This window comes from Amycolatopsis thermalba, from assembly GCF_023376025.1.
Classification (GTDB): Bacteria; Actinomycetota; Actinomycetes; order Mycobacteriales; family Pseudonocardiaceae; genus Amycolatopsis_E; species Amycolatopsis_E thermalba.
Map to the genome: position 1 here is coordinate 5,024,675 of NZ_CP091196.1, position 23,926 is coordinate 5,048,600.

General features: G+C 73.8%; 23 protein-coding genes and 1 riboswitch. Of the genes, 12 read left to right on the plus strand and 11 right to left on the minus strand.

The features are described from left to right. The first annotated feature begins 113 nt into the window (after positions 1-113). Together L1857_RS24375 and L1857_RS24380 are read left to right on the plus strand one after the other, a co-directional pair. Positions 114-968, plus strand: a complete 855-nt coding sequence (locus L1857_RS24375) for a hypothetical protein (RefSeq protein WP_240323308.1) — start codon at positions 114-116, stop codon at positions 966-968. 370 nt (positions 969-1,338) lie between these two features. Next, positions 1,339-1,572 (plus strand): hypothetical protein, encoded by a 234-nt coding sequence (locus L1857_RS24380; protein WP_027935461.1) that lies wholly within the window; start codon positions 1,339-1,341, stop codon positions 1,570-1,572. Here L1857_RS24380 and L1857_RS24385 read toward each other — a convergent pair. The 4 genes from L1857_RS24385 to L1857_RS24400 all read right to left on the minus strand — a co-directional run bounded on the left by L1857_RS24385 (position 1,569) and on the right by L1857_RS24400 (position 5,489). Next, positions 1,569-2,597 (minus strand): FecCD family ABC transporter permease, encoded by a 1,029-nt coding sequence (locus L1857_RS24385; protein WP_116111997.1) that lies wholly within the window; start codon positions 2,595-2,597, stop codon positions 1,569-1,571. The two genes, L1857_RS24380 and L1857_RS24385, sit on opposite strands and share 4 nt — an antisense overlap. After that, positions 2,594-3,589: an ABC transporter substrate-binding protein gene (locus L1857_RS24390; RefSeq protein ID WP_249466397.1), complete on the minus strand. Its 996-nt coding sequence runs from the start codon at positions 3,587-3,589 to the stop codon at positions 2,594-2,596. The genes L1857_RS24385 and L1857_RS24390 overlap by 4 nt, the downstream gene beginning before the upstream one ends. A gap of 49 nt (positions 3,590-3,638) precedes the next feature. Continuing rightward, positions 3,639-3,819: riboswitch (cobalamin riboswitch) on the minus strand. Beyond that, complete coding sequence (locus L1857_RS24395; RefSeq protein WP_094008476.1) at positions 3,814-4,587, minus strand: sulfite exporter TauE/SafE family protein; 774 nt, start codon at positions 4,585-4,587, stop codon at positions 3,814-3,816. It overlaps the preceding riboswitch by 6 nt. 80 nt (positions 4,588-4,667) lie before the next feature. Further along, positions 4,668-5,489, minus strand: a complete 822-nt coding sequence (locus L1857_RS24400) for a class I SAM-dependent methyltransferase (protein ID WP_249466401.1) — start codon at positions 5,487-5,489, stop codon at positions 4,668-4,670. 47 nt (positions 5,490-5,536) lie between these two features. Here L1857_RS24400 and L1857_RS24405 point away from each other — a divergent pair, with 47 nt between their 5' ends. Then, complete coding sequence (locus L1857_RS24405; RefSeq protein ID WP_116112005.1) at positions 5,537-6,046, plus strand: CGNR zinc finger domain-containing protein; 510 nt, start codon at positions 5,537-5,539, stop codon at positions 6,044-6,046. A gap of 22 nt (positions 6,047-6,068) precedes the next feature. On the opposite strand, the gene L1857_RS24410 is transcribed toward L1857_RS24405, so the two are convergent. Beyond that, the gene (locus L1857_RS24410; RefSeq protein WP_116112007.1) at positions 6,069-6,911 is read right to left on the minus strand and encodes an LLM class F420-dependent oxidoreductase; all 843 of its coding nucleotides are present in this window, start codon (positions 6,909-6,911) and stop codon (positions 6,069-6,071) included. Between the two features lie 83 nt (positions 6,912-6,994). Then, positions 6,995-7,597, minus strand: coding sequence for an HAD family hydrolase (locus L1857_RS24415; RefSeq protein ID WP_094008473.1), 603 nt, complete (start codon positions 7,595-7,597; stop codon positions 6,995-6,997). Between the two features lie 45 nt (positions 7,598-7,642). Between L1857_RS24415 and L1857_RS24420 the strand changes: the two genes are divergently transcribed. Further along, positions 7,643-7,942 carry an ArsR/SmtB family transcription factor gene (locus L1857_RS24420; protein ID WP_116112013.1) on the plus strand — a complete coding sequence of 100 codons (300 nt, stop codon included), beginning with the start codon at positions 7,643-7,645 and terminating at the stop codon, positions 7,940-7,942. Next, positions 7,939-8,409 carry a ribonuclease E activity regulator RraA gene (gene rraA, locus L1857_RS24425; protein WP_094008471.1) on the plus strand — a complete coding sequence of 157 codons (471 nt, stop codon included), beginning with the start codon at positions 7,939-7,941 and terminating at the stop codon, positions 8,407-8,409. Before L1857_RS24420 ends, rraA begins: the two co-directional genes overlap by 4 nt. Positions 8,410-9,242: 833 nt before the next feature. Here rraA and L1857_RS24430 read toward each other — a convergent pair. From L1857_RS24430 to L1857_RS24445, 4 genes are all read right to left on the minus strand, one after another. Continuing rightward, a complete protein-coding gene (locus L1857_RS24430; protein ID WP_116112015.1) occupies positions 9,243-10,055 on the minus strand; it encodes an FAD binding domain-containing protein in 813 nt (270 codons plus the stop codon). Then, positions 10,052-10,522 (minus strand): (2Fe-2S)-binding protein, encoded by a 471-nt coding sequence (locus tag L1857_RS24435; protein WP_094008465.1) that lies wholly within the window; start codon positions 10,520-10,522, stop codon positions 10,052-10,054. Before L1857_RS24435 ends, L1857_RS24430 begins: the two co-directional genes overlap by 4 nt. Before the next feature lies 1 nt (position 10,523). After that, entirely contained in the window at positions 10,524-12,764 is a 2,241-nt protein-coding gene (locus L1857_RS24440) for a xanthine dehydrogenase family protein molybdopterin-binding subunit (RefSeq protein ID WP_116112017.1), read from the minus strand. Positions 12,765-13,129: 365 nt separating this feature from the next. After that, complete coding sequence (locus L1857_RS24445; RefSeq protein WP_116112019.1) at positions 13,130-14,086, minus strand: AraC-like ligand-binding domain-containing protein; 957 nt, start codon at positions 14,084-14,086, stop codon at positions 13,130-13,132. A gap of 118 nt (positions 14,087-14,204) precedes the next feature. On the opposite strand from L1857_RS24445, the gene L1857_RS24450 reads away from it, so the two are divergent. Genes L1857_RS24450 through L1857_RS24460 form a run of 3 tightly spaced genes read left to right on the plus strand, consistent with a single transcriptional unit; the run spans position 14,205 to position 17,306 of the window. Beyond that, positions 14,205-15,158, plus strand: coding sequence for a VOC family protein (locus L1857_RS24450; protein WP_116112022.1), 954 nt, complete (start codon positions 14,205-14,207; stop codon positions 15,156-15,158). A 1-nt stretch (position 15,159) separates the two neighbouring features. After that, the gene (locus tag L1857_RS24455; protein ID WP_240323310.1) at positions 15,160-16,140 is read left to right on the plus strand and encodes an alpha/beta fold hydrolase; all 981 of its coding nucleotides are present in this window, start codon (positions 15,160-15,162) and stop codon (positions 16,138-16,140) included. Further along, positions 16,137-17,306, plus strand: coding sequence for an acyl-CoA dehydrogenase family protein (locus L1857_RS24460; RefSeq protein ID WP_116112025.1), 1,170 nt, complete (start codon positions 16,137-16,139; stop codon positions 17,304-17,306). The genes L1857_RS24455 and L1857_RS24460 overlap by 4 nt, the downstream gene beginning before the upstream one ends. 787 nt (positions 17,307-18,093) lie before the next feature. Here L1857_RS24460 and L1857_RS24465 read toward each other — a convergent pair. Next, positions 18,094-18,858, minus strand: coding sequence for a metallophosphoesterase (locus L1857_RS24465; protein ID WP_116112027.1), 765 nt, complete (start codon positions 18,856-18,858; stop codon positions 18,094-18,096). Between the two features lie 99 nt (positions 18,859-18,957). Here L1857_RS24465 and L1857_RS24470 point away from each other — a divergent pair, with 99 nt between their 5' ends. From L1857_RS24470 to L1857_RS24485, 4 genes are all read left to right on the plus strand, one after another. Further along, positions 18,958-19,479 (plus strand): SigE family RNA polymerase sigma factor, encoded by a 522-nt coding sequence (locus L1857_RS24470; RefSeq protein ID WP_094008459.1) that lies wholly within the window; start codon positions 18,958-18,960, stop codon positions 19,477-19,479. Beyond that, positions 19,476-20,513 carry an LCP family protein gene (locus L1857_RS24475; protein ID WP_116112033.1) on the plus strand — a complete coding sequence of 346 codons (1,038 nt, stop codon included), beginning with the start codon at positions 19,476-19,478 and terminating at the stop codon, positions 20,511-20,513. The genes L1857_RS24470 and L1857_RS24475 overlap by 4 nt, the downstream gene beginning before the upstream one ends. Positions 20,514-20,595: 82 nt before the next feature. After that, positions 20,596-22,746 carry an ATP-binding SpoIIE family protein phosphatase gene (locus L1857_RS24480; RefSeq protein ID WP_249466403.1) on the plus strand — a complete coding sequence of 717 codons (2,151 nt, stop codon included), beginning with the start codon at positions 20,596-20,598 and terminating at the stop codon, positions 22,744-22,746. Positions 22,747-22,826: 80 nt separating this feature from the next. Then, a complete protein-coding gene (locus L1857_RS24485) occupies positions 22,827-23,264 on the plus strand; it encodes an ATP-binding protein (RefSeq protein ID WP_116112038.1) in 438 nt (145 codons plus the stop codon). The last annotated feature ends 662 nt before the right edge of the window (positions 23,265-23,926 follow it).

Below are 23,926 nucleotides of genomic sequence, written 5' to 3' on the forward strand. Positions count from 1 at the left end.
CAGGGCACCCCCTGGTCATGGCGGGCAGCAAGGTCGGCAGGCGGGCGTTCCTCACCGCGGCTCTGGCGGGCGCGGCGAGCGCGGCCTGCAGCAGTGGTGGAAATTTCTTTTCCGTGCCAACGCTTTCCGGGCCGCACAACCGGCTGGACGCCCCGGCCGCCGGGTTGCGCGGGTTCCCGGCGCAGGTCGCCACGCACAGCGTGGTCGACGACCACCTGCTGGTCGGCTACTGCGGCGCGCCGGGCAGCCCGGCGCTGGGCCGGATGACCGGTGACCTGCAGGCGGCTTCGGCGCAGCTGCGCGAGCTGATCGCCACGTACCCGAAGGACCGGCCGGTGGTCCCGGTGGTCGAGCTGATCGCCACCACGGTGAACCCGACACCCGGGCCGGACGGCATGTTCCGCAGCCGGGCGAACGACAGCACGATCCGGCGGTACCTGGACGCGGCGCGGGCGCTGGGCGGTCAGCTGCTGCTCGACATCCAGCCCGGCCGCGCGGACTTCCTGCCCGAGGTGAAGGCGTTCGAGCACTGGCTGGTCGAGCCGGACGTCGGTGTCGCGCTGGACCCGGAGTGGGCCGTGGAACCCGGTGTCGTGCCCGGTGAGGAGTTCGGCGTCACCACGGGCGAAGAGCTGGACGGGGTGGCCGCCTACCTCGCCTCGCTGGTGGCACGGCACCGGCTGCCGGAGAAGATCATGGTGTACCACCAGGTGGCGGTGTCGGTCGTGCGCGACATCGCCGGGCTGAAGCGGCACCACGGCGTCGCCGTGATCAACGTGGTGGACGGCATCGGCAGCCCCGAGGCGAAGAAGGCGACCTGGGACCTGGTGATGAAACGCCGCCCGCCGCACGTCAACACCGGGTTCAAGCTCTTCTACCAGGAGGACACCCGCAACGGGCAGGCGCTGATGACACCCGAGCAGGTGCTCGCGCTCAACCCGAAGCCGGTGTACGTGGTGTACGAATAGGGCCCCCGAGCGCGGGGCAGTTGGGAGTCCGCACTCGGGGGCCACTCGCCTGCCACAACGCTCCGAGGGGGAGTTCGAGCGCCGGGCAAGACGGCGGTGCCGGAGGTGTCGCGCCCACCCTCCGCGCGGGCCTTACCAGTGAATCGAGGCGAAAGCAGGGCGTGTTACTGGCGGGTCTTCAGCAATTTCCGGGGATCCACGAGATGTCGTCGAGTTCGGCGTGGCAGAGGGCCTGCCGGGTTTCCTGTGAGCTGGCTCGCATGCCCCACGACGCTAGCGATTGTTGAACGATCCGTCAACCCGGTTGCTCGATTGTTCAACGATCCCCTATTCTGTGGCGCACCACACCGTTCTCGGAAAGGTGCCAGCGATGACCGCGTCCACCCTCAGCCACCGCGACGTCGAGTTCCTGAAAGCGGTTGCCGACGGCCGCGTGGAACTGACCGCGAGCAGCGAGCCGCACGTGTACGTCGACGGTCTGTCCTGCTGCGACCAGTTCGGCGCGCGGCTGCTGATCCACGCCGGCCTGGTCCGCCGGGTCCCCGGCACGGGTGCCCGCATCCCCGCGAAGCTCACCGACGCCGGCCGCGACGCGATCCGCTAGCGGTTCGTCCTGAGTGGACGGCTGCGGTAGAGGACCGCGACGAACGCGGGCACGCCGATGATCGACGTGACCACGCCGACCGGCACCTCCCGCGGATCGAGCACCGTGCGGGCCAGCGTGTCCACCCACACCAGGAACACCGCCCCGGCCACGGCGGTCACCGGCAGCAGGCGGCCGTGGCCCGGGCCGACCAGCGCGCGTGCGGCGTGCGGCAGGACCAGCCCGACGAACCCGACCGCCCCGCAGGCGCTCACCAGCGCGGCGGTCAGCAACGCGGTGACGCACAGCAGCACGATCCGGGTCCGGGCCAGCGAAACGCCCAGCGCCGCGGCGAGGTCCTGGCCGTAGGCGAGCACGTCGAGCGTGCGGGCGTGACCGAAACACACGACCAGCGCGACGGCCAGCACACCGGCGCACACGCCGGCCTCGGACCAGGACGCGCTGCTGAACGACCCGAGCAGCCAGAACAGCACGCCCCGCGTGGTCTCCGCGTCCCCGGCCGTCAGCACGACGAACGAGGTCAGCGCGGAGAACAGCTGCATCGCGGCGACCCCGGACAGCACCACGCGTTCGGTCGTGCCACCCAGCGTCTGGCTGAGCAGCAGCACGAGCCCGAACGACAGCACCGCGCCGGCGAACGCGCCCGCGGACAGCGACACCACGCCCCCGCCGACGCCGAGCACCACCACCAGCACCGCGCCGGTCGACGCGCCCGAGGACACCCCGAGCACGAACGGGTCGGCCAGCGGGTTGCGCAGCAGCGACTGCATGACCGCGCCGCACACCGCCAGGCCCGCGCCGCACACGGCGGCGAGCAGGGCACGCGGGATCCGCAGGTGCCAGACGATGCCGTCGCGGACCGGGGTCAGCACCGGGTCGCCGAGACCGAGGTGGGCCAGCACGGTGGCGTAGACGTCGCCGACGCCGATCCCGGCCGGGCCGATCGTCACCGCGACGGCCAGCGACACCACGAGCAGCGCGAGTCCACCGGCGCACAGCGGCGCGGCGCGGGCGGTGCGCCTCACCCGGCCAGCCCGAACCCGCGCAGCGCCGCGGCGACCTGCTCGGTGCCGTCGACGGTGCGCAGCGTCGGGTTCATCGCCTGCCCGGACAGCAGCACGTAGCGTTTGTTCCGCACCGCGGCCAGGTCTCTCGTCACCGGGTGCGATTCCAGGAACGCGATCTTGGCCGCGGCGGACTCGGCGGTCTGCGAACGGCGGGTCAGGTCGCCGAGCACGATCACGTCCGGGTTCCGTTCGGCCACGGTCTCCCAGTTGATCTGGGGCCACTCGTCGCGGGTGTCGTCGAAGACGTTGTGCGCGCGCACGGTGGTCGCGATGATGCCGGGCGCGCCGCAGCAGCCGGCGAGGTAGGGGGCTTCGGAGTTGGCGAACCAGAACATCAGCCGCGCCTTCGACGCGTCGGTGCCCGCCGCGGCGCGCATCCGGTCCCGCAGGCTGCCGATCAGCTGTTCGCCGCGGTCCTCGACGCCGAAGATCCGCGCGAGGTCCCGGATCTCGGTGTAGACCGCGTCCATGGTCAGCGTCTCGGTGCGGGCGCCGTCGCCGCCGCCGCTGGTGTCCTTGGCGCACTCGGTGGGCGACACATAGGCGGGCACGCCGAGCTGCTCGAACTGCTCACGGGTGGCGACCCCGCCCTTGGCGAGGGTGGCGCCGAACGAGGCGGCGACGAAGTCCGGTTCGGCGGCCAGCACGCTTTCGAACGACGGGTAGTTCTCGGCCAGCCGGGGCACTTTCGCGTTGGCGGCGGCCAGGTGCGGCAGGACGGGGTCGGTCCAGGTCGCGGTGCCGGCCATGCGGTCGGCGAGGCCGAGGGACAGCATGATTTCCGCCGCGCCCTGGTTGAGCGCGACGGCCCGCTGCGGTGGTTGCGACACGCGGACCTGGTGCCCGCAGTTGTCGATCACCACGGCGGCGGTGGCCCCGGAGGTGGCGCTCGCGCACCCGGTCAGCACGAGCACGGCGGCGAGCAGCGGAACGGTGATCGATCGGCGCACAGCGGCCCCTTGCGTCGAGGGCTCATGCGCGGAGCCCGGTCCGGCGGTCTCCCCTGGCGGGGTGCCAGCAGGTCTTCGGACTCGGGGTCGTCCGGGCGGAACGCCTTCCCGGACCGCGTGGTCCAGTGGCCGTTGTCCCGCCCGTCGCCGCTCACCGCTGCGCGTCAGTTCCGGATTCGCACCGGATTCCCTGGCCCTTGGCGGGCACGACTGGCGCGCCCACGCTACCAGGCCTGCCAGGCCAGGGTCACGGCCAGGCCGATGCCCGCGAGGGCGATCGCGACGCGCAGCGGGGCCGGCGGCAGCCGCCGCACCACCGCCGGGCCCACGAAGGAACCGGCGATCAGGCCGACGCACAGGGCCGCCGCCGCGGGCCAGAGCACCGGGCCGGTGAACGCGAACACCAGGGCGGCCACCAGGTTCGCCGCGCCGGTCACGATGTTCTTCGCCGCGTTCGTGCGCGCCAGCGGCTGGGTCCACGCCGCGGACAGCAGGGCCAGCATGATCACGCCGGCCGCGGCGCCGAAGTACCCGCCGTAGATCGCGACCAGGAACGCGCCCGTCGCGGTGCCCGCGGTGAGCCCGCCGTCGCCGCGGCCGGCGCGCTCGGCCAGCCGCGGGGAGAACAGCAGCAGCACCGACGCGCCGCCGATGAGGAACGGGACGATGTAGGCGAACGTGCCCTCGGGCGTGAGCAGCAGCAGGGCGCTGCCCGCCGCGCCGCCGACCGCGGTGATCGCGCACAGCCGCAGCAACCGCGTCCGCTGGCCCCGCAGCTCGGGCCGGGAACCGGCCGCGGACCCGACCGTGTTGCCCATCAGCGCCACGGTGTTGGTCACGTTCGCGGCGACCGGCGGCATCCCGATCGCCAGCAGCGCCGGGTACGACACCAGCGACGCGAGCCCGGCGATCGACCCGGTCAGGCCCGCGCCGACCCCGGCCACCACGAGGAAAACCAGCTGCCACGGGCCGAGGGTGAGGATCGGGTCAGCGGGCACGTCGGGTCAATTTACCGCAGCGGCAACCGGTTTCCCGCCGCGCGAGACGAATCCCACTCCTCCACTGTGGATCCGGCGGACTACGGCTTGCGGGCGGTGACGAGCCAGGTGGCCGCGCCCAGCATCACCCCGTCGGGGGTCTGGTGCGGCTGGAGTGCTTCGGTGAGCGCGGCGACCGCCCGCTCGACGGTTTCCGCCGGATAGCGCTCGAAGATCGCCTTCACCATCGCGCCGCGGCTCAGGAAGCCGGCCGCCTCACGCGCGTCGGCGCCGATCCGGACGGGTTCCCGGACGGCGTCCACCGCGATGCCGGTCAGTCCCGCGCCGTTCAGCAGTTCGCGCAGGTAATCCGGCTGGGCGAAGGAGAACGGGCCGGGGCCGGGCGGGGCGGCGTCGCTGGTGTCGACGTACGGGGCGATGGCGTCCAGCGTCAGCGCCCGGTGCTCGTTCTCCCGCAGGTCCTGCCAGCACAGGAACGCCAGCCGGCCGCCGGGCCGCAGCATGCGGGTGACGTTGGTGAAGGCGGCGAGCGGGTTGTCGAAGAACATCACGCCGAACCGGCTGAGCGCGAGGTCGAAGGTGCCCGCGCCGAAGTCGTGGACCTGCACGTCGGCCTGCTCGAACCGCACCCCGTCGAGACCGGCGGCGCGCTCCCGGGCCACGGCGAGCATCGGGCCGGACAGGTCCGCGCCCAGCACCGTCGCGCCCTGCTCGGCGGCCAGCAGCGTGGTGGTGCCGCAGCCGCAGCCGATGTCGAGGACCCGCTCCCCCGGCTCGATGCGGGCCGCGCCGAGCAGGTGCGGCGTGAGCCGGGCCAGCATGGCGTCGTAGTGCTCGGCGTGGTCGGCCCAGTAGCGGCCGATGTCGCCGTTCCAGTCGCGTGCCTCGTCTTCGTTGGCCATGCGGTCACGTTAGCCGCGTCGCCGCGCCGGTGGCGTAACCTGCGGCCATGTCCCACTCGCGCCCCGCCGCGCCGGAGGAGCTGCGGCCGCTCGAGGTGTTCGGCAACTCGGCGCGGTTCCTCTACGACGAGGACCACTTCCGCGCGCCCGAGCCGGCCGCGAGCTGGCTGGCCGAGCACGAACTGGGCTCGTTCCCCCTGGACACGCGCGGGCTGGAGCGGCTGGTGCGCTTCCGCGAGACGCTGCGCGACCACCTGGACGGGGTGGACGTGTCGGCCGCGCTGAACGAGTTCGCGGCGTCGGCGGTGGCCGGTCCCCGCTGGCCGGGCCCCGCGCTGGCCGCGGCGGGCGAGGGTGTGGACGGCCTGATCGCGCGGCTGCTGGAGGTGCTGTTCCGCGCCGAGGTGACGGGCCAGGCGCGGCGGCTGAAGCCGTGCCGGGCGCCGGAGTGCCGCTGGCTGTTCTACGACCGCTCCCCGGCCGGGAACAGCGTGTGGTGCAGCATGGACCTCTGCGGGGCGCGGCACAAGATGCGGGCGTACCGCTCGCGCCGCTGAGCAGTGCCCCAGCCGGGTGGCCTCAGCCCAGCCGCAGGCGCTCCCCCAGCCTCGTGATGTAGCCGGCCACCTCGTCGGCGTCCCGGTCCGGCAGGCCGAACAGCACCTCGGTCACCCCGAGCGACCTCCAGTGCGCCAGCAGCTCCTCGTCCGGGCGTCCGGCGAGCGCGATCACCCTCGGCTGCCCCTCCCGGCCGGCGTCCTGCCAGATCTTGCGCAGCAGGCGCACCTTGTCGTCCAGGTGGTGGTCCCGCGGCGTGGTCAGCCAGCCGTCGGCGGAGCGCGCGATCCACGCGAACGTCCGCTCCGTGCCGCCCGCCCCGATCACCACCGGCACGTCCCCCACCGGCTTCGGCCACGCCCACGACGGGCCGAACCGCACGTGCGCACCCTCGTACGACGCCTCCTCGGCGGTCCACAGCGCCCGCATCGCCTCCAGGTACTCGCGCAGCACCGTCCGCCGCTGCCCGGCCGGGACGCCGTGGTCGGTCAGCTCGTCGGCGTTCCACCCGAACCCCGCCCCGAGCACGACCCGGCCGCCGGACAGGTGGTCGAGCGAGGCGATCGTCTTGGCCAGGGTGATCGGGTCGTGCTCGGCGGGCAGCGCGACCGCCGTCGACAGGGTGATCCGCCGCGTCACCGAGGCCGCCGTGGCCAGGGCGACCCACGGGTCGAGCGTGCGCAGGTACCGGTCGTCGGGCAGCTCGGCGGTGCCGGTGCCCGGATGCGCCGCCTCCCGGCGGACCGGGATGTGCGTGTGCTCCGGCACCGCGAACGAGTCGAACCCGGCGTCCTCCGCCACCCGCGCCGCGTCGGCGGGCGCGATCCCGCGGTCACTGGTGAACAGCACGACCCCACACCGCACGGCGGCCTCCCGTCTCCGACGACTAGAACGTGTTCTAGTAAATCACGCCGGCGGAAGCCGGTGCACGGCCCGAGGCGTGACCGTCACGCGGTGCGCAGCGAGCGGGCCCACTCGGCGAGGTCGGTGACCGTCCACTCCGGACTCGGGTGGGCCGGGAGCGGGCGGCGGCCGTCGCGGGTGACGAAGGCCGTGCGCAGCCCGGCGGCCTGGGCGCCGGCGATGTCCCAGTCGTGCGCGGCGACCATGACCGGCGGCTCGCCGTCGTGCTCGACCAGCGCGTAGGCGGCCGGTGACGGCTTGAGCGCGCCGGCCGCTTCGGCCGAGTAGAGCGCATCGAAGCCCAGGTCCGCCAGCTGCGCCTCGATCACCGCCTGCGGCGAGTTGCCGAGCGCCACCAGCCGGTGCCCCTGGTCGCGCAGCTCGTCCAGGGCCGGGACGACGTCCGGGTGCGGCGGCAGCGACCGCAGGGTCTCGGCGAGCTTCGGCACGTCCACCTCGGGCGTGATCGTGCGCGCACAGGCTCCGGCCAGCTGCGCGAAGTCCTGGTACCGGTCGCTCGCGGTGACCACCAGCGCGGTGTGGATGAGCAGGTCGAACCACCGTGTGCGGGCCTCGGTGCCACCGAGGACGTCGTCCAGCGGCGCGAGGTCGAGCAGCGTTTCGTTGATGTCGAAGACCAGCAGCATCCCGGCAAGGTACTATCACCTTCGTACCTAGGACAAGGGGACGCGATGGACCTCGATCTCGGCACCGTGCTGTCGGCCCTGGCCGATCGGCACCGGCGCGGGGTGGTCGTCGACCTGCTGGACCGGCCGGACGGCGAGCACGCGTGCGCCTCGTTCGAGCTGCCGGTCGCCAAATCGACCCGTACCCACCACTGGCGGGTGCTGCGGCAGGCCGGGCTGATCCACCAGCGCGACGCCGGCAACGGCAGCTTCGTGCGGCTGCGCCGGAACGAGATCAGCGCGCGCTTCCCGGGCCTGCTGGACTCGATCCGGCACGCCCACCACGACGAAAGGCGATCCGAGTGACCTTCTCCACCGCCGACCTGGTCGACGAGCACGGCGACGAGCTCCGGGTGTGCGACACGCAGTTCCGCCAGTTCGGCGGGCGGCGGGTGTTCTCCGGGCGGGTCCGGACCGTGTCGTGCCACCAGGACAACGGCCTGGTCAAGCAGCTGCTCGCCACGCCGGGCGAGGACGCGGTGCTGGTGGTCGACGGCCGCGGTTCGCTGCACACCGCGCTGACCGGTGATCTGATCGCGGGGTCGGCGGTGGAGAACGGCTGGGCCGGGCTGGTGATCAACGGAGCGGTGCGGGACAGCGCGGTGCTGGCCGGGCTGCCGATCGGGATCAAGGCGCTGGGGACGAACCCGCGCAAGAGCAGCAAGGCGGGCCACGGCGCGGTGGACGTCCCGGTCGGCTTCGGCGGGGTGACGTTCCACCCGGGAGACCTGCTCTACTCCGATGATGACGGCATCGTCCTGCTGACGAGCTAGCCGCGGCCCGCGGGCGGGTGGGCTGCGCAGCGGATGACCGCAGCGCGGACCGACCGCGACGCGGCGCCCCGCGAAGCGGGGGTTGGCCACGCAGCGGCAACCCGCGAAGCGGCGGTTGGCCGCCCAGCGGCAACCCGCGAAGCGGCGGTTGGCCGCGCAGCGGCAACCCGCGAAGCGGCGGTTGGCCGCGCAGCGGCAACCCGCGAAGCGGCGGTTGGCCGCGCAGCGGCAACCCGCGAAGCGGCGGTTGGCCGCGCAGCGGCAACCCGCGAAGCGGCGGTTGGCCGCGCAGCGGCAACCCGCGAAGCGGCGGTTGGCCGCGCAGCGGCAACCCGCGAAGCGGCGGTTGGCCGCGCAGCGGCAACCCGCGAAGCGGCGGTTGGCCGCGCAGCGGCAACCCGCGAAGCGGCGGTTGGCCGCGCAGCGGCAACCCGCGAAGCGGCGGTTGGCCGCGCAGCGGCAACCCGCGAAGCGGCGGTTGGCCGCGCAGCGGCAACCCGCGAAGCGGCGGTTGGCCGCGCAGCGGTTGGCCGCGCAGCGGCAACCCGCGAAGCGGGGTGGGTTGCGAAGCGGACGGCCGCAGCGAGCCGACTGCGGCACAGCGCCCCGCAGGGCGGGCGAACCGTCGCCCACGGGGCGGGCGGGCCTACCCCAGCTCACCGGCCGCGCAGCCTGCACCACCGCCACGGCGGCGGCACGGCGGTTCGACGGCGCAGCGACGAACCGCCACCCACCGGGCGAGCCGCCTGCGGCACAGCCGCCCGTGAAGCGGGCGAACCGCCACCGGGCGGCCCGCCCCCGGGGGCGGGCCGGCAGCACCGGCCCGCCCGGGCTCAGCGTCCCGCGGCGACCAGCGCCCGCTCGGTCAGCACGCGCGCCAGGTGCTGCCGGTACTCGGCCGTCGCGTGGGGCTCGTCGGCTGGGGAGGTGCCCTCCGCGGCCAGCGCGGCCGCCTCGGCGGCCGACGCGCCACCCGCCAAGGCCGCCTCGGTCGCCGTGGCGCGCAACGGCGTGCCGCCCATGTTGATCAGCGACACCGCGCCCCCGGCGACCACCACCCCGACGATCGCCCAGTCGATCGAGCGCCGCGTGAACTTCTCGAACGCCCAGCCGGCGCCGTCCTGCACCGGGATCCGCACCTCGGTCAGCAGCTCCTCCGGCGCGAGCGGCGTCTCGAACGGCCCCTGGAAGAACTCGGCCGCGGGAATCCGCCGCTCACCGTCCGGGCCGCGCGCCACCATCACCCCGTCCACGGCCAGGATCGCCGCGGGCAGGTCGGCCGCCGGGTCGGCGTGCACCAGCGAACCGCCGATCGTGCCGCGGTGGCGGACCTGCTGGTCCCCCACCTCGCCCGCGACGTGCGCGAGCAGCGGCGCGTGCTCGGCCAGCACCGGGTCGTGGTGCAGGTCGTGGTAGCGCGTCATGGCCCCGACCGCGATCTCGCCGCCCTCGGCGCGCACGTACCGCAGCTCGTCCAGCGGGCCGATGTCGATGACGACCTCCGGCGCGGCGAAGCGCAGTTTCATCAGCGGCAGCAGGGACTGCCCGCCGGCCAGCAGCTTGGCGTCGTCCCCGTGCTCGGCGACCGCGGCCAGCGCTTCGTCCACAGAGGACACCCGCCGGTAGGTGAACTGCACCGGGATCACCGCTGGACCTCCTGCCCGGACGCGTTCATCACGGCGTTGACGATGTTGTGGTAACCCGTGCAGCGGCACAGGTTCCCCTCCAGGCCCTCGCGCACCTCCTGGCGCGTGGGCTTCGGGTTGTGCTCCAGCAGCGACACCGACGCCATGATCATCCCCGGGGTGCAGAACCCGCACTGCAGGCCGTGCTCCTCGCGGAACGCGCGCTGCACCGGGTGCAGGTCGCCGCCCTCGCCGCCCAGACCCTCCAGCGTGGTGACCGAGTGCCCGTCGGCCTGCGCGGCCAGCACCGTGCACGACTTCACGGACTCGCCGTCGAGCAGGACCGTGCAGGCGCCGCAGGACGTGGTGTCGCACCCGATGTTCGTCGCCGTCAGCCCGGCCTGCTCCCGCACGAAGTGGACCAGCAGGGTGCGGTCCTCGACCTCCTCGGAGACCGTCGTGCCGTTGATCTCGATCGAGACCTTCACTTCAGTTCGCCTTCCTCGCGTCGGTGAGAGCCTGCCAGACCCGCAGCGGGGTGGTGGGCATGTCGAGATGACGCACGCCCAGGTGGGACAGCGCGTCGACGACCGCGTTGTGCACCGCGGGCGTCGCGCCGATCGTCGCCGCCTCGCCGATTCCCTTGACCCCCAGCAGGTTCCGGGTCGTCGGGGTCTCGGAGTCGACCAGCTCGAAGTCGGGCAGCTCGGTCGCGGTGATGAACGAGTAGTCGGCCAGGGTGGCGGTGGTCGGGTTGCCGTCGGCGTCGTAGTTCATGACCTCCAGCAGCGCCTGGGCGGCGCCCTGGCCGAGCCCGCCGTGCCGCTGGCCCTGGAAGGCGAGCGGGTTGACGATCGGGCCGGCGTCGTCGCACGCGATGATCCGCCTCAGCTCGACCTTCCCGGTGAGCGTGTCCACCTCGACGACCGCGAGGTGCGCGCCGAACGGGAACGTCGGCTGGCCGTCGCCGAACCACACGTCGGCGGTCAGGTCGGCCTGCTCGGCGACCTGCGCCCAGGTGACCGAACCGCTCGCGGGCGCGCCGCGCACCTGGAAGGCGCCGTCGGCGAGTTCGATGTCGTCGGGGCTGGCCTCCAGCCGGTCGGCGGCGAGCGCGCGGGCCTGCTCGATGACCTGGTCGGCGGCCTGGCGCAGCGCGGAACCGCCCAGCTGCAGCGATCGCGACCCGAAGGTGCCGATCGCCCTGGGCACCTCGTCGGTGTCGCCGTGCCGGATGCTGATCTTCTCGATCGACACGCCGAGCTGGTCGGACAGCAGCATCGCCAGCGTGGTGTCCAGGCCCTGGCCGTGCGGGGAGGCGCCGGTCCACGCGGTGACCGTGCCGTCCGGGTTGATGTGCACCTTGCCCGCCTCGCCGGCCCGGTCGTTGCCGGTCACCTCGACGTAGGCGGACAGGCCGAGGCCGAGCACCACCGGGTCGCCGGCCTCGCGGCGGCGGGCCTGCTCGGCGCGCAGCTGCTCGTACCCGCCGGCCTCCAGCACCTGGTCCAGGACCTTCGCGTACTCGCCGGTGTCGTAGTTCGCGCCGGTCGGCGACTGGTACGGGAACTCGTCCGGGCGGATGAAGTTCACCCGGCGCACCTGCGCCGGGTCCATGCCGATCTCCGCGGCGAACAGGTCCATCGCGCGCTCGATGGCGGCCGCCGCCTCGGGCCGCCCGGCGCCCCGGTACGCGGCGATCGGCGTGGTGTTGGTGACGACGGCTTTGCTGCTCGTCTCCACCTTCGGGAAGTGGTAGACGCCGGTGGCCATCAGCTCGGCCAGCGTCGGCAGGAACATCGTGCGCGGGTAGGCGCCGGCGTCCTGCACCACCTCCAGCCGGAACGCGAGCACGGTGCCGTCGCGGCGGCCGCCGATGGTCACGGTGTTCTGCTGCGCGCGGCCGTGCGTCATCGCGACCAGGTTCTCGCTGCGGGTCTCCACCCAGCGGATCGGCCTGCCGGACCGCTTGGACGCCCAGCCCAGCACCACCGACTCCGGATCGGTGCCGATCTTCGCGCCGAAGCCGCCGCCGACGTCCGGGGTGATGACGCGGACGTCGGCGGACTCGACCCCGAGCCCCTTCGCCACCACGGACCGGGAGATCTGCGCGTTCTGGGTGGACAGCCACAGCGTCAGCCGGCCGTCCTCGCCCCACGCGCAGGCCGCGCCGCGCACCTCCAGCGGCGCCGGGGCGACGCGCTGGTTGAGGATCGTCTCCGTGACCACGACCTCGCAGTCGTCGAACGCCTTGTCGTCGAACTCGCCGCCGGTGGTCTGCAGCAGGTTCGTGCCCTGGTCCGGAAACAGCACGGTCTCGTCGCTCAGCGCGCTGTCGATGCTCGCCACCACGTCGAGCGGGTCGTAGTCGACGTCCACCAGTTCGGCGGCGTCGGCGAGCTGGTAGCGCTCCTCGGTCAGCACGAGCGCGACGGGCTCCCCGACGTAGCGGACCACGCCGTCGGCGAGCCACGGTTCCACGACCGGCCCGGCCTTGTGCGGGGCGAGATCGAGGTCCGCGGCCGTGTAGACCGCGACGACCCCGGGCGCCTCCAGCGCGGCCGAGGTGTCGATCGAGGTGATGCGCGCGTGCGCGATCGGGCTGCGCACGAACACCGCGTGCACCGCGCCCGTCAGCGCCTCCACCCGCAGATCCTCGACGTAGGTCCCGCCCTGCGTGATCAGCTGCTGGTCCTCGATCCGGACCACCCTGGTGCCGACGATGCTCAAACTGGCCTCCCACTACGGATACGTCGCGATCATGCCCGCTGACGCGGCGGAAGTCACCCTCGGGTTCGCCCGGCGGAAGAAGTCGCTGGCAGGATCTTGGCGAACCTCTGCGGTTCTGCCACTCGTGCCGGCGGGCCTACCGGAGCACGCTCCAGGCATGCGGATGCTGAGCCGAATCCTCACCGGGCTCCGTGAGTTCGCCGCCACGCAGGCCGAGCTCGCCGAGCGCCGCAACCTGCTCGACCGGCCGTGGGAAGAGGAGTTCCTGCACTGGACCGCCGGCGGCGAGCTGCACGGAAAAGTCGTGCCACCGCGCGGACGCCACAGCACGACGCGGTCCGGCTGGTGCCCCGGGCACCAGCGCGCTAACGCAGATCCGCCAGGGATTCCGCGCGGAACTCGACGGGGGTGCGGCCCGTCGCGCGCTTGAAGACCTGGCCGAAGTGGGACGCGCCGCGGAACCCCCAGCGCGCGGCGATCGCGGCGACCGGCACCGTGGCCAGCCGCGGGTCGGCCAGGTCGCGCCGGCAGCCCTCGACGCGCCGGGCGCGGATCCACGACGAGACCGTGGAACCGGTTCCCGCGAACAGGTTGTGCAGGTGCCGGGGCGAGATGTAGTGCGCGGCGGCGACCGCGGCCGGGCCCAGGTCCGGATCCCCCAGGTGCTCCTCGATCCACTCGCGCACGTGCGCCAGCAACACCTCGCGACGGCCGGGCAGCGTGCGCGTGCCGTGCAGCATCACCGTCACCAGGTCCATCACCGTGCGCACCGCGCGGGGGCCGTGCGGGCCCAGTGATGCCACGTTCCGGTTGAGGCTGAGCAGCATGCCCCACACGGTGGACGGCAGCCCGGGTTCACACTCGAAGGCGGTCGCGGTGATCCCGGGCGGCGGCGCGGGCAGGTACCGCTTGGGGAACCGGATGCACGTGGAGCGGTAGTCGTCGCTGGAGACGATCGTCGCCGGTCGCGCCGAGTCGTAGAGGGCGAAGTGGCCCGGTTCCAGGACCGTGACGCGCCCGTCCTGCGCCAGCCACAGCTTCCCGGACAGCTGCAGGGTCATCACGTAGAAGTCCGGCTCGTCCGGGGAGATCGTGGCCGCGTCGCGGTAGGCGGCGTGCCGTCCGCTCTCCATGTCGACGAAGTTGACGTCGGCGAGCGGGCGGTTGCTGACGATCCCGGCGAACGCGCGCGGCCGCTCGCAGTCGAAGCGGAACCGCAGCACGCTGCGCTGCACGGCGTGCGTCCACGAGCCGAACTCGACCTTCGGCCCGGAGGCCGCGGGCGCCACGGCCACCACGTCCGCGAGTGACGTCATCGTCATCCCCACCGGTTGTGCGCGCATTCGACAGCGGCGTGCGCTCATCGCTCACGACGGGCGCCGTCCGCCGAATCTACCGTGCGGAGACCACCGCGGAAAACCTCAGTGTGGAGGCGTTTTCATGGCGTTCGTCGAAGGTTCCCACCACGTCACGCTGTCCGTCGCGGGCGCGCAGGAGGACGTGGACTTCCACGTCAAGGTGCTGGGCATGCGCCTGATCAAGCGCACGGTCCTGTTCGACGGCTCGCTGCCGATCTACCACCTGTACTACGCCAACGCGGCCGGTGATCCCTCCAGCGTCGTCACCACGTTCCCCTGGGCGCAGGCCGGTTTCCGCGGCAAACGCGGCACGAACCAGGCGCGCGAGGTGCTGCTGTCGGTGCCGCACGACTCGCTGGACTACTGGCACCGGCGCCTGACCGAGCACGACGTCGAGGTGAGCGACGTCGAGGTGTTCGGGCAGCGGCGGCTGGCGTTCCGGCACCCGTCGGGCATCGAGTACTTCTTCGTGGGCAACACCGGCGACGACCGGGTCGGGCACGCGGGGTACGGCGTGCCGCCGGAGTGCGCGATCCACGGCATCCACGGCGTCGGCGTCCACGTCGCGACGCCGGACCGCATGGTGGAGTTCGCCCAGGAGTCGTTCTTCGCCCAGGGCCGTCTCGCCGAGGAGGGCGACCGGGCCGCGCTGCGGATCGGCGACGCCAAGCACGGCAACCACCTCGAGCTGGTCGTGAACCGCACCGACGAGCAGGGCACCTGGGGCTACGGCGCGGGCACCTACCACCACTTCGCCTGGAACGTGGGCAACCTGCGCAACCAGGACGAGGTCAAGTTCGACATCGAGGGCCGCGGCTACACCGACATCTCCGAGCTGAAGGACCGCAAGTACTTCAAGAGCGTCTACGTCCGCACCCCGGGCGGCGCGTTGTTCGAGCTGGCGGTGACGCATCCGGAAGGCGGCTGGACGTGCGACGAGTCGCCGCGGGAACTCGGCACGCGCTTCCAGCTGCCGGAGCAGTTCGAGCACCGCCGCGAGGAGATCTTGGCCCGGCTCGAACCGATCGAGATCTGAGATGGCGGCACCACACGTGACGGGTGGCCACGAGGTCACCGTGCGGCGGGGGCAGTTCTGGGTTCCGGGCGAACGGGTGAACACGAGCGGCGGGACCGTGCAGCGGGCGCCGATGTTCGTGCAGTGGGAGGCGCCGCCGGAGGTGTCCCGGCCGTTCCCGCTGGTGCTGGTGCACGGCGGCGGCGGTCAGGGCACCGACTGGACCGGCACCCCGGACGGGCGGCCGGGCTGGGCGACGCGGTTCGTCGAGGCCGGGTTCGCGGTGTACGTGGTGGACCGGTGCGGGCACGGGCGTTCGCCGTACCACCCGGACGTCGTGGCGCCGATGGGCGCGCCGTTCCCGTACGAGGCGGCGCGGGCGTTGTTCCTGCCCGCGGACCGGCGCGGCGAGCAGGTCCAGTGGACCTACGGCGAGGCGGAGGTCGACCAGCTGCTGTGCCCGATGGGCCCGCTGCCGGCGGATCTCGCGGAGTCGCAGCGGATGGACGCCGACCGGCTGGGCCGGTTGCTGGACGTCACCGGCCCCGCGGTGCTGGTGACCCACTCCGCGGGCGGCCCGGTGGGGTGGCTCGCGGCGGACGCGCGGCCGGATCTGGTGGTGGCGATCGTGGCGGTCGAACCGGCCGGGCCGGCGTTCGCCTCGATTCCCGGGATGGGGTCGCTGGACTGGGGGCTGACCGCGGCGCCGATCACCTACGCGCCGCCGGTCACCGCGGCGGCCGAGGTGCGCGCCGGGATGCGGATCCCGGCGCTGGACGGTAAACCGGTCGTGGTCGTGACCGGCGGCGCGTCGGCGTTCGCGGATTTCGCGCCACAGGTGGTGGATTTCCTGCGCGGCGCGGGCGCCGATGCGGTGCGGCTGCACCTGCCCGACCACGGCGTCAAGGGCAACGGGCACGGGCTGATCTTCGAAGCCAACTCGGACGAGACGGTGCGGCCGGTCATCGACTGGATCCGCGGACTGGAGGGGACGGACGCATGAGCCTGCACGTCAGCGACGAGTTCGACGGGTTGATGGCGCGCCTGGACGAGGCCGCGCCGGTGCTCGCCGCGAACGCCGAGAAGGGCGAGGAACTGGGGCGGCTCACCGACGAGGTCGCGCAGGTGCTGCACGAGACGGGCGCGCTGAAGATCGGGATCCCGCGGGACCTGGGCGGGTACGAGTTCTCGCCGCGGCAGGTCATCGGGACGATCGCGAAGATCGCCTACTCGGACGCGTCGGCCGGGTGGTCGTTCATGGCGTTGCAGATGGTCACCGGCACCACGGCCGCCTACCTCGGCGAGGAGGCCGCGGCGGAGTTGTTCCCGGACGTGCGCGGCAACCGGTACGCGCTGATGGCGGGGCAGGGCACGCGGCTGGGCAAGGCGGTGCGGGCCGACGGCGGGTACGTGATCAACGGGCGGTGGAGCTTCGCGTCCGGGATCTCGATGGCCACGCACATCCACACGGCGGCGCTGTGCGAGGAGACCGGGCAGGCGCTGATCTTCACGTTCCCCAAGGAGCAGGCCACGCTCGCCGGCAACTGGGACGTGATGGGGCTGAAGGCGACCAGCAGCATCGACTACGTGTGCGAGGACGTGTTCGTGCCCTCGACGCACGTGTACGAGATCACCACGATGGCACCCCGCCACGGCGGCGCGATCTACCGGATGGGGCTGGCGAACATGGCCGGCGTGTGCCACACGGGGTGGGCGCTCGGGGTGGGGCGCCGGATGCTCGACGAGATGCGGGCGCTCGCCGTGCGGAAGTCCGGGACGCCGGGCGCGTCGGTGGACACCGGGCAGTTCCACGCGGAGTACGCGCAGGCGGAGGCGGCGGTGCGCGCGGCGCGGGCGTGGGCGATGGAGGTGTGGGAGGCCAACGAGGCGACCCTGGACGGTGGCTCGCTGCTGACCACGGAGCAGGAGACGCTGACCCGGCTGATGCTGAACCACACGACGTGGTCGGTGCACGCGGCGGGCCAGACGGTCTACAAGTGGGCGGCCACGGCGGCACTCCGGCGGGGCGACCTGCAGCGGTTCTTCCGGGACCTCCACGCGGGGACGCAGCACATCACGTCGGGGCCGGTGGTGCTGCAGAACTGCGGCCGCCTGCTGGCCGGCCTGGCGCCGGAGGCGCACTGGGAGTTCCTGGAGCTGACGGACTGACGGCGGCGAGCACGCCGCGCCGGTCGGCGCGACGTGACGAACGGCAAGACGGCGCCCCGGCCGCCGAGCGCGCTGCGCGCGCCCGCGCGCCGCAGGGCGGGCACGCGACGGACGGTGGGATGGCCGCTCCCCGCGGCGTGTCGGTCACGCCCGCCACCGCCAGCCCCTCCGGCAGCGGCGCTGGCCGGCGGCGCGTCAGCCACGCGGCGGATTTTCGCCGGGTCGGGGCAGCGCATCCGCCGCTCTGGCGGCGCATTCGCTGCCCCCGGCAGCGCGTCAGCCACTCCGCGAGTACCACGCCCCAGCAGCGCATCGCCACCCCAGCGGCGCATTCGCCACCCCAGCGGCGCGTTCGCCACCCCAGCGGCGCGTTCGCCACCCCAGCGGCGCGTTCGCCACCCCAGCAGCGCATTCGCCACCCCAGCGGCGCATTCGCCACCCCAGCGGCGCGTTCGCCACCCCAGCGGCGCATTCGCCACCCCAGCGGCGCATTCGCCACCCCAGCGGCGCGTTCGCCACCCCAGCAGCGCATTCGCCACCCCAGCAGCGCATTCGCCACCCCAGCAGCGCATTCGCCACCCCAGCGGCGCGTTCGCCACCCCAGCGGCGCGTTCGCCACCCCGGCGGCGCGTTCGCCGCCCTGGTGGCGAATGTTCCGCCCCAGCCGCGCGTCAGCCACTCCGCCGCAGTACTCGCCACGCCGGGCGGCGCGCTCGCCCCTTCCAGCGGCGTCTCCGCCACCCCCGCGATCGTGCCGGCCACCGCGCGGCGTGTCAGCCCCCAGCCGCTACGGGCAGAGCCGGAAGTGCGTCGTCAGGCGATGCTGGTCGTCGGTCACGTGGAAGGCCAGCGCGGGCGGCCGGTCGTAGTCGAGCGGTCCGCCCTCGGCCCAGCCCGCCTCCCCGCCCGTCTCCCACGGCAGCGTCAGCGAAGACACCACCCCGGGCGCCACCACCAGCGGCCGCCCGGCGAAGGTCGTCACCGCGGGCGTGTGCGCGTGCCCGCAGAACAGCCCCACCACGTCCGGGTGCCGCGCGACCACCTCCGCCAGCCGCGCCGCCTCGTGCTGCCGGATCTCGTCCAGCAGCGGGTGGTGCAGCACCGCCGGGGGATGGTGGAACGCCACGAACGCCGGCCGCCCCGCCGCCTCCGTCAGCACCTCGTCCAGCCACGCGATCGTCTCCTCGCCCATCAGGCCCGATCCGCGGCCCGGGACGCTCGTGTCGCACAGCGCGAACACCGCCCCGGCCGCCTCCCCGGCCTGGTTGACCGGCGCGTCCGACGGCGCCTCGCCGAGCAGCACCGACCGGTAGGCGGCCCGGTCGTCGTGGTTGCCGGGGCAGTGGAACACCGGGTACGGCAGGCTCTCCAGCAGCTCCGCGACCTCGGCGTACTCGGCCGGGTCGCCGTGGTCGGCGAGGTCGCCGGTCACCAGCACCGCGTCCACCGGCACCCGCAGGTCCCGCAGGTGCCGCACCACCCGCGCGGCGCGATCGGCGTTCCGCGGGCCGCCGTCGAGGTGCAGGTCGGACAGGTGCGCGAGGACGGTCATGGCACGACCGTAACGACCTGCGAGAATTTTTCCGACCGGAGTCAACAACCGGGCGGTCCCGTCGCGTTGAAGGTCCGTCATCCGACGAAAGGACCACCGGTGCGGGACCGCTTCGACGATTTCGTGGCACAGCGCCTCGACCGCCTCCTCCGCTACGCCACGGCCCTGACCTGCGATCCCCACCTCGCGCAGGACGTCGTGCAGGAGACCCTGCTGCGCGTCCAGCACCGCTGGTCCCGCATCGCCGGGCTACGGGCGCCCGAGAGCTACGTGCGCAAGATGATCACCAACGAGTACCTGTCGTGGCGGCGGCTGAAGGCCTCCCGCAACGTCACCGCCGCGCACAGCACGCTCGACGCCCTCGGCACGCCCACCGCCGACCCCGCCGAGCACTTCGCCGAACGGGACGCCATGCGCGCCCGCATCGCCGCGCTGCCCCGCAAGCAGCGCGCCGCGATCGTGCTCCGCTTCTACGAGGACTGCACCGACGCCGAGATCGCCGAGGCCCTCGGCTGCTCGGCAGGCACCGTCCGCAGCCACATCTCCCGCGCCCTGAGCACGCTGCGCGCCGCCGAAGGCGGCCGGCGCCGGGGCCTGCCCGTGACGGAGGCGCTGTCATGACCCCCGACCCCACCGAACAGCTGATCCGCGCGGCGCTGCACGCCGAGGCCGCCCGCCGTCCGGACCCGCGCGCCGTGCTCGCCGGGCTGGCGCACGCCGAGCCGCGTCGCAACCGGACGCCGATGCTCGTCGTGGCCGCCGCGGCGGTCGTCGCGGTGGCGGTCGCCGCGATCCTAGTGCCGCGGATGCTGCAACGCGCCGAACCCGTCGTCGGCACACCGCCGGCCGCCGACCAGAACGTCCTGCTGGCCGGCCTGGACGATTACGGCATCGCCGATTCGGTCGTGCTCGGCCAGTTCCGGCGGGACGGCACGGCCGCGCTCGCCTCGATCCCCCGCGACTCGCTCGTCGACATCCCCGGTTTCGGCCGGGGCAAGCTGAGCAGCGCCTACACCCGCGGCAAGGACGCCGCCGAGCGGCAGGGCCGGAACGGGGCCGCCGCGGCCGAAGCGGGGGCGCGCACGCTCGTCGAGGCCGTGCAGCAGCTCACCGGCACCCGCATCGACCACTACGCCCTGGTCGGCATGCCCGGATTCGGTCAGCTCGCCTCCGCGCTGCAGGGCGTTCCCGTGTGCCTGCGCGCGGCCACCCACGACCCGCGAACCGGCGTGTCGTTCCCCGCCGGCGAGCAGGTCTTGGACTACTCGAGGGCACTGGACTTCCTCCGGCAGCGGGCCGGGCTGCCCAACGGCGACCTCGACCGCGTGGTCCGGCTCCAGGCCTACCTGCGCTCGGCCGCGGAGCGGATGATGACCCCGGGCGTCCTGGGCAATGCCGAGTTCGTGGCCACGCTGATCGAGACGGCGCACCGCTACACGCTGATCGACCCCGGCTGGGACCTGTTCGGCTTCGCCGCGCTGCTGCGGGACATCAACCCGGCCAACCTGCGGATGGGGACCGTGCCGATCGCCGGTACGGACCTCGGCTCGCCGGAGGCGGGCGCGGCGATCGATCTCGCGCCGGACGAGGTTCGCACGTTCGTGGCGAACCTGCCGGGCTCGGGCACGTCGGCGCCGGATTCCTGCGTGAACTGAGCACGGGAAATCGTGCGCGAACCGTGTCACGGTCGTCCGCGCGGGGTTAGGCTGGCACCCGCCGACGGGAAGGGGACGGCCGATGACCGGGCGGCGAGCCGACGACGAGGACGCGGGGCCGGGCGGTCCCGCGTCCTTCGGCCTGTCGGACACCGTCCGGGTGGCCGCGGTGCTGCGCACCGAAGCCGGGGACGCACCGGATTTCACCGCCGCCGCGCGGGCGGTGGTCCGGCGGTTGCGGGACGGGTTCACCGCCGCGGCCGAGCTGTACACAGTGGACGAAGACGGTCCGCCGGTTCTCGTCGCGGCGGCCGGGGACGCGCGGACCGGCGGCGAGCTGGCCGCGGCGATCGCGGCGCGCCCCGCCGGTGAGCGCTTCCCGGTGATCCCGCTGCCCGGCGCGCTGGCGTTCGGCGGGCCGCTGTCGCCGGGGCGGGCGTTCTGGATCGTGCTCGCGGCCTCGGCCGGGCTGCCGGCGGCAATGGCCCGCTCGATCGCGGTGAGCGTCCGCGCCGGGCTGCTGACGCACGGTCCGGCGGCGGACCGCGCGGACGCGTTGCGGGACTACGCCGAGCTGCTGGAAGACACCGCGCGGGTGCGGGGCGCGGCGCTGGAGGACGCGGCCGACCGGGCCGGGGCCGAGGCCGCGCTCGGGGAAACGCTGCGGGCGATCGGGCAGCGGCTGACCGCGCAGCTCGACATCGACACGCTCGTGCAGGACGCGACCGACGCCGCCACGCGCGGGACCGGCGCGGGGTTCGGGGCGTTCTTCTACAACCTGATCGACCAGTTCGGCGAGTCCTACACGCTCTACACGCTGTCCGGCATCCCGAAGGAGACCTTCGACGGCTTCCCCATGCCACGCAACACCGGCGTGTTCGCGCCGACGTTCAACGGCACCGGGATCGTCCGCAGCGACGACATCACCCGGGACCCGCGGTACGGGCACAACGCGCCGCACCACGGGATGCCGGAGGGGCACCTGCCGGTGCGCAGCTACCTGGCGGTCCCGGTGATCACACCGACGACGCGCGAGGTGCTCGGCGGGTTCTTCTTCGGCCACCCCGAGCCGGGGCGGTTCACCGAGCGGCACGAGCAGGTGGCCGCGGGGATCGCCGGGTACACGGCGATCGCGCTGGACAACGCGCGGATGTTCGCGCGGCACCGGTCGATGGCGACCGAGCTGGCGCACAGCATGCTGCCCGCGGTGCCGGACATCCCGGGCCTGCGGATCGTGTCGCGGTACCTGCCCGCGGCGGCCGGGGCCGAGGTCGGCGGGGACTGGTTCGACGTGATCCGGCTGCCCGGCGGCCGGACCGCGTTCGTGATCGGGGACGTCGTGGGGCGCGGGGTGCCGGCGGCGGCGGTGATGGGTCAGATGCGGACCGCGATCCGGTCCTACGCGCTGCTGGACCTGCCGCCGTCCGACGTGCTGCACAACGTGTCGCAGCTGGCGCGGACCACGCCCGGCGCGACGTTCGTCACCTGCCTGTACGCGGTGCACGATCCGATCGACGACACCCTGACCTACGCCAACGCCGGGCACCTGCCCGCGGTGCTGATCGGCGCCGACGGCGCGATGCGGCAGGTCGCGGAGGCGCTGGGCATGCCGCTGGGGGTCGGCGAGCAGTACCCGCAGGAGCAGGCGCCGTTCCCGCCCGGGATGCGGCTCGTGCTGTACACGGACGGGCTGGTGGAGAGCCGGACGCGGGAGCTGGGCGCGGGCATCGACGCGCTGCTGGCGGAGCTGGAGGCGCTGCCCGCCGAGGGTGATCTGGGCGCCGCGTGCGACGAGCTGATCGAGCGGCTGACCGGCGGACGGCACGACGACGACGTCGCCCTGCTGTACGTGGATCACCGGGGCGCGCACCGGCGGGTCGCGTCGATGACGCTGACCAGTGACGTCTCGCTGGGGTCGGTGCGGGAGTTCGTCGCCGGGCGGATGGCCGAGTGGGGGCTGGCGGAGGTGGCCGAGAGCGCGGTGAAAGTGTCGTCCGAGCTGGTGACGAACGCCACGCGGCACGCGTCGGCGCCGTTGACGCTGCGGCTGTTCCACGACGGTTCGCGGCTGACGGTGGACGTCGCGGACCGGGCCGGGGCGTTGCCGCACATCCTCGCGACCGGCGGGATCGAGCACCAGGGGCTGCGGGTGGTCGACGCGGCCGCGGCGCGGTGGGGCACGCGCACCACGCCCGACGGCAAGGTGGTGTGGGCGGAGCTGACGACCGGGTGACCCGGATCCGGCCGACACGTGTGTAATCCGTGCACGGTGGGTAATCCCGGCGGGACGAAGAACACGCCGAGGGGACTTCGATGCACGCCGGAGATCATCGCCTGCACCGACTGGTGCCGGCGCGGTCGCGCAACGCGACGACTCTGAGACAGGCCCTCACCCAGTGGGCGAACGACGTGGACCTGCCCGAAGACACCACGGACGCGATGGCGCTGGCCGCGTACGAGGCGATGATCAACGTGGTGACCCACGCGTACCCCGCCCAGGCCGACGGCCCGCTGGAGCTGTCGGCGGAGCTGCGCGGGAGCGAGGTGGACGTGACCGTGGCCGACCGGGGGCGGTGGCAGCCGCCCGCGGCGGACCCGGGGCCGCTGCACGGCCGGGGGCTGCCGCTGATCCGGGCGCTGTCCGAGCGGGCGGAGATCGCGCCGGGCCCCCAGGGCACGACGGTGCGGATGCGCTGGCCCGTCCCCGCGGCGGCGCGCCGCTACCGCCGGGAAGCCGCAGCAGCACGCTAGCCACCAGCCCGCGCTTTGCGCGGGCAGCCACCGAGCCTGGCCGATCCCCCGCGCTGGCTGACCCAGCGGGAACTGCACCGGTCCCGGGGCACCGTTCGTGAACGCTCGCCGGTACCCGCGGCGGCGCGCCGCTACCACCGGGGAGCCGTGCGGGAGCACGCCAGCCACCAGCCCGCGCTTTGCGCGGGCAGCCACCGAGCCTGGCCGATCCCCCGCGCTGGCTGACCCGGCGGAAATCGCATCGGCCCCGGGGCACCGTTCATGAACGCGCTCCGGTACCCGCGGCGGCAGGCCGCTACCACCGGGGAGCCGTGCGGGAGCACGCCAGCCACCAGCCCGCGCTTTGCGCGGGCAGCCACCGAGCCTGGCCGATCCCCCGCGCTGGCTGACCCGGCGGGAACTGCACCGGTCCCGGGGCACCGTTGGTGAACGCTCGCCGGTACCCGCGGCGGCGCGCCGCTACCACCGGGAAGCCGCGCAGGAGCACGCCAGCCACCAGCCGGCGGTCGCCAGCCGTCGGCCGCGCGGCGCAGCCGCCGAGCCCCCATACTGACCGCCCCAGAGGAGACCGCACCGGCCCCGGCGGGGGACGACCGTTCGGGAACGCTGCCCGGTGTCGGCTGCGGGAACCGTGTGGACACGGCCCCCTCCCACAGGGCACG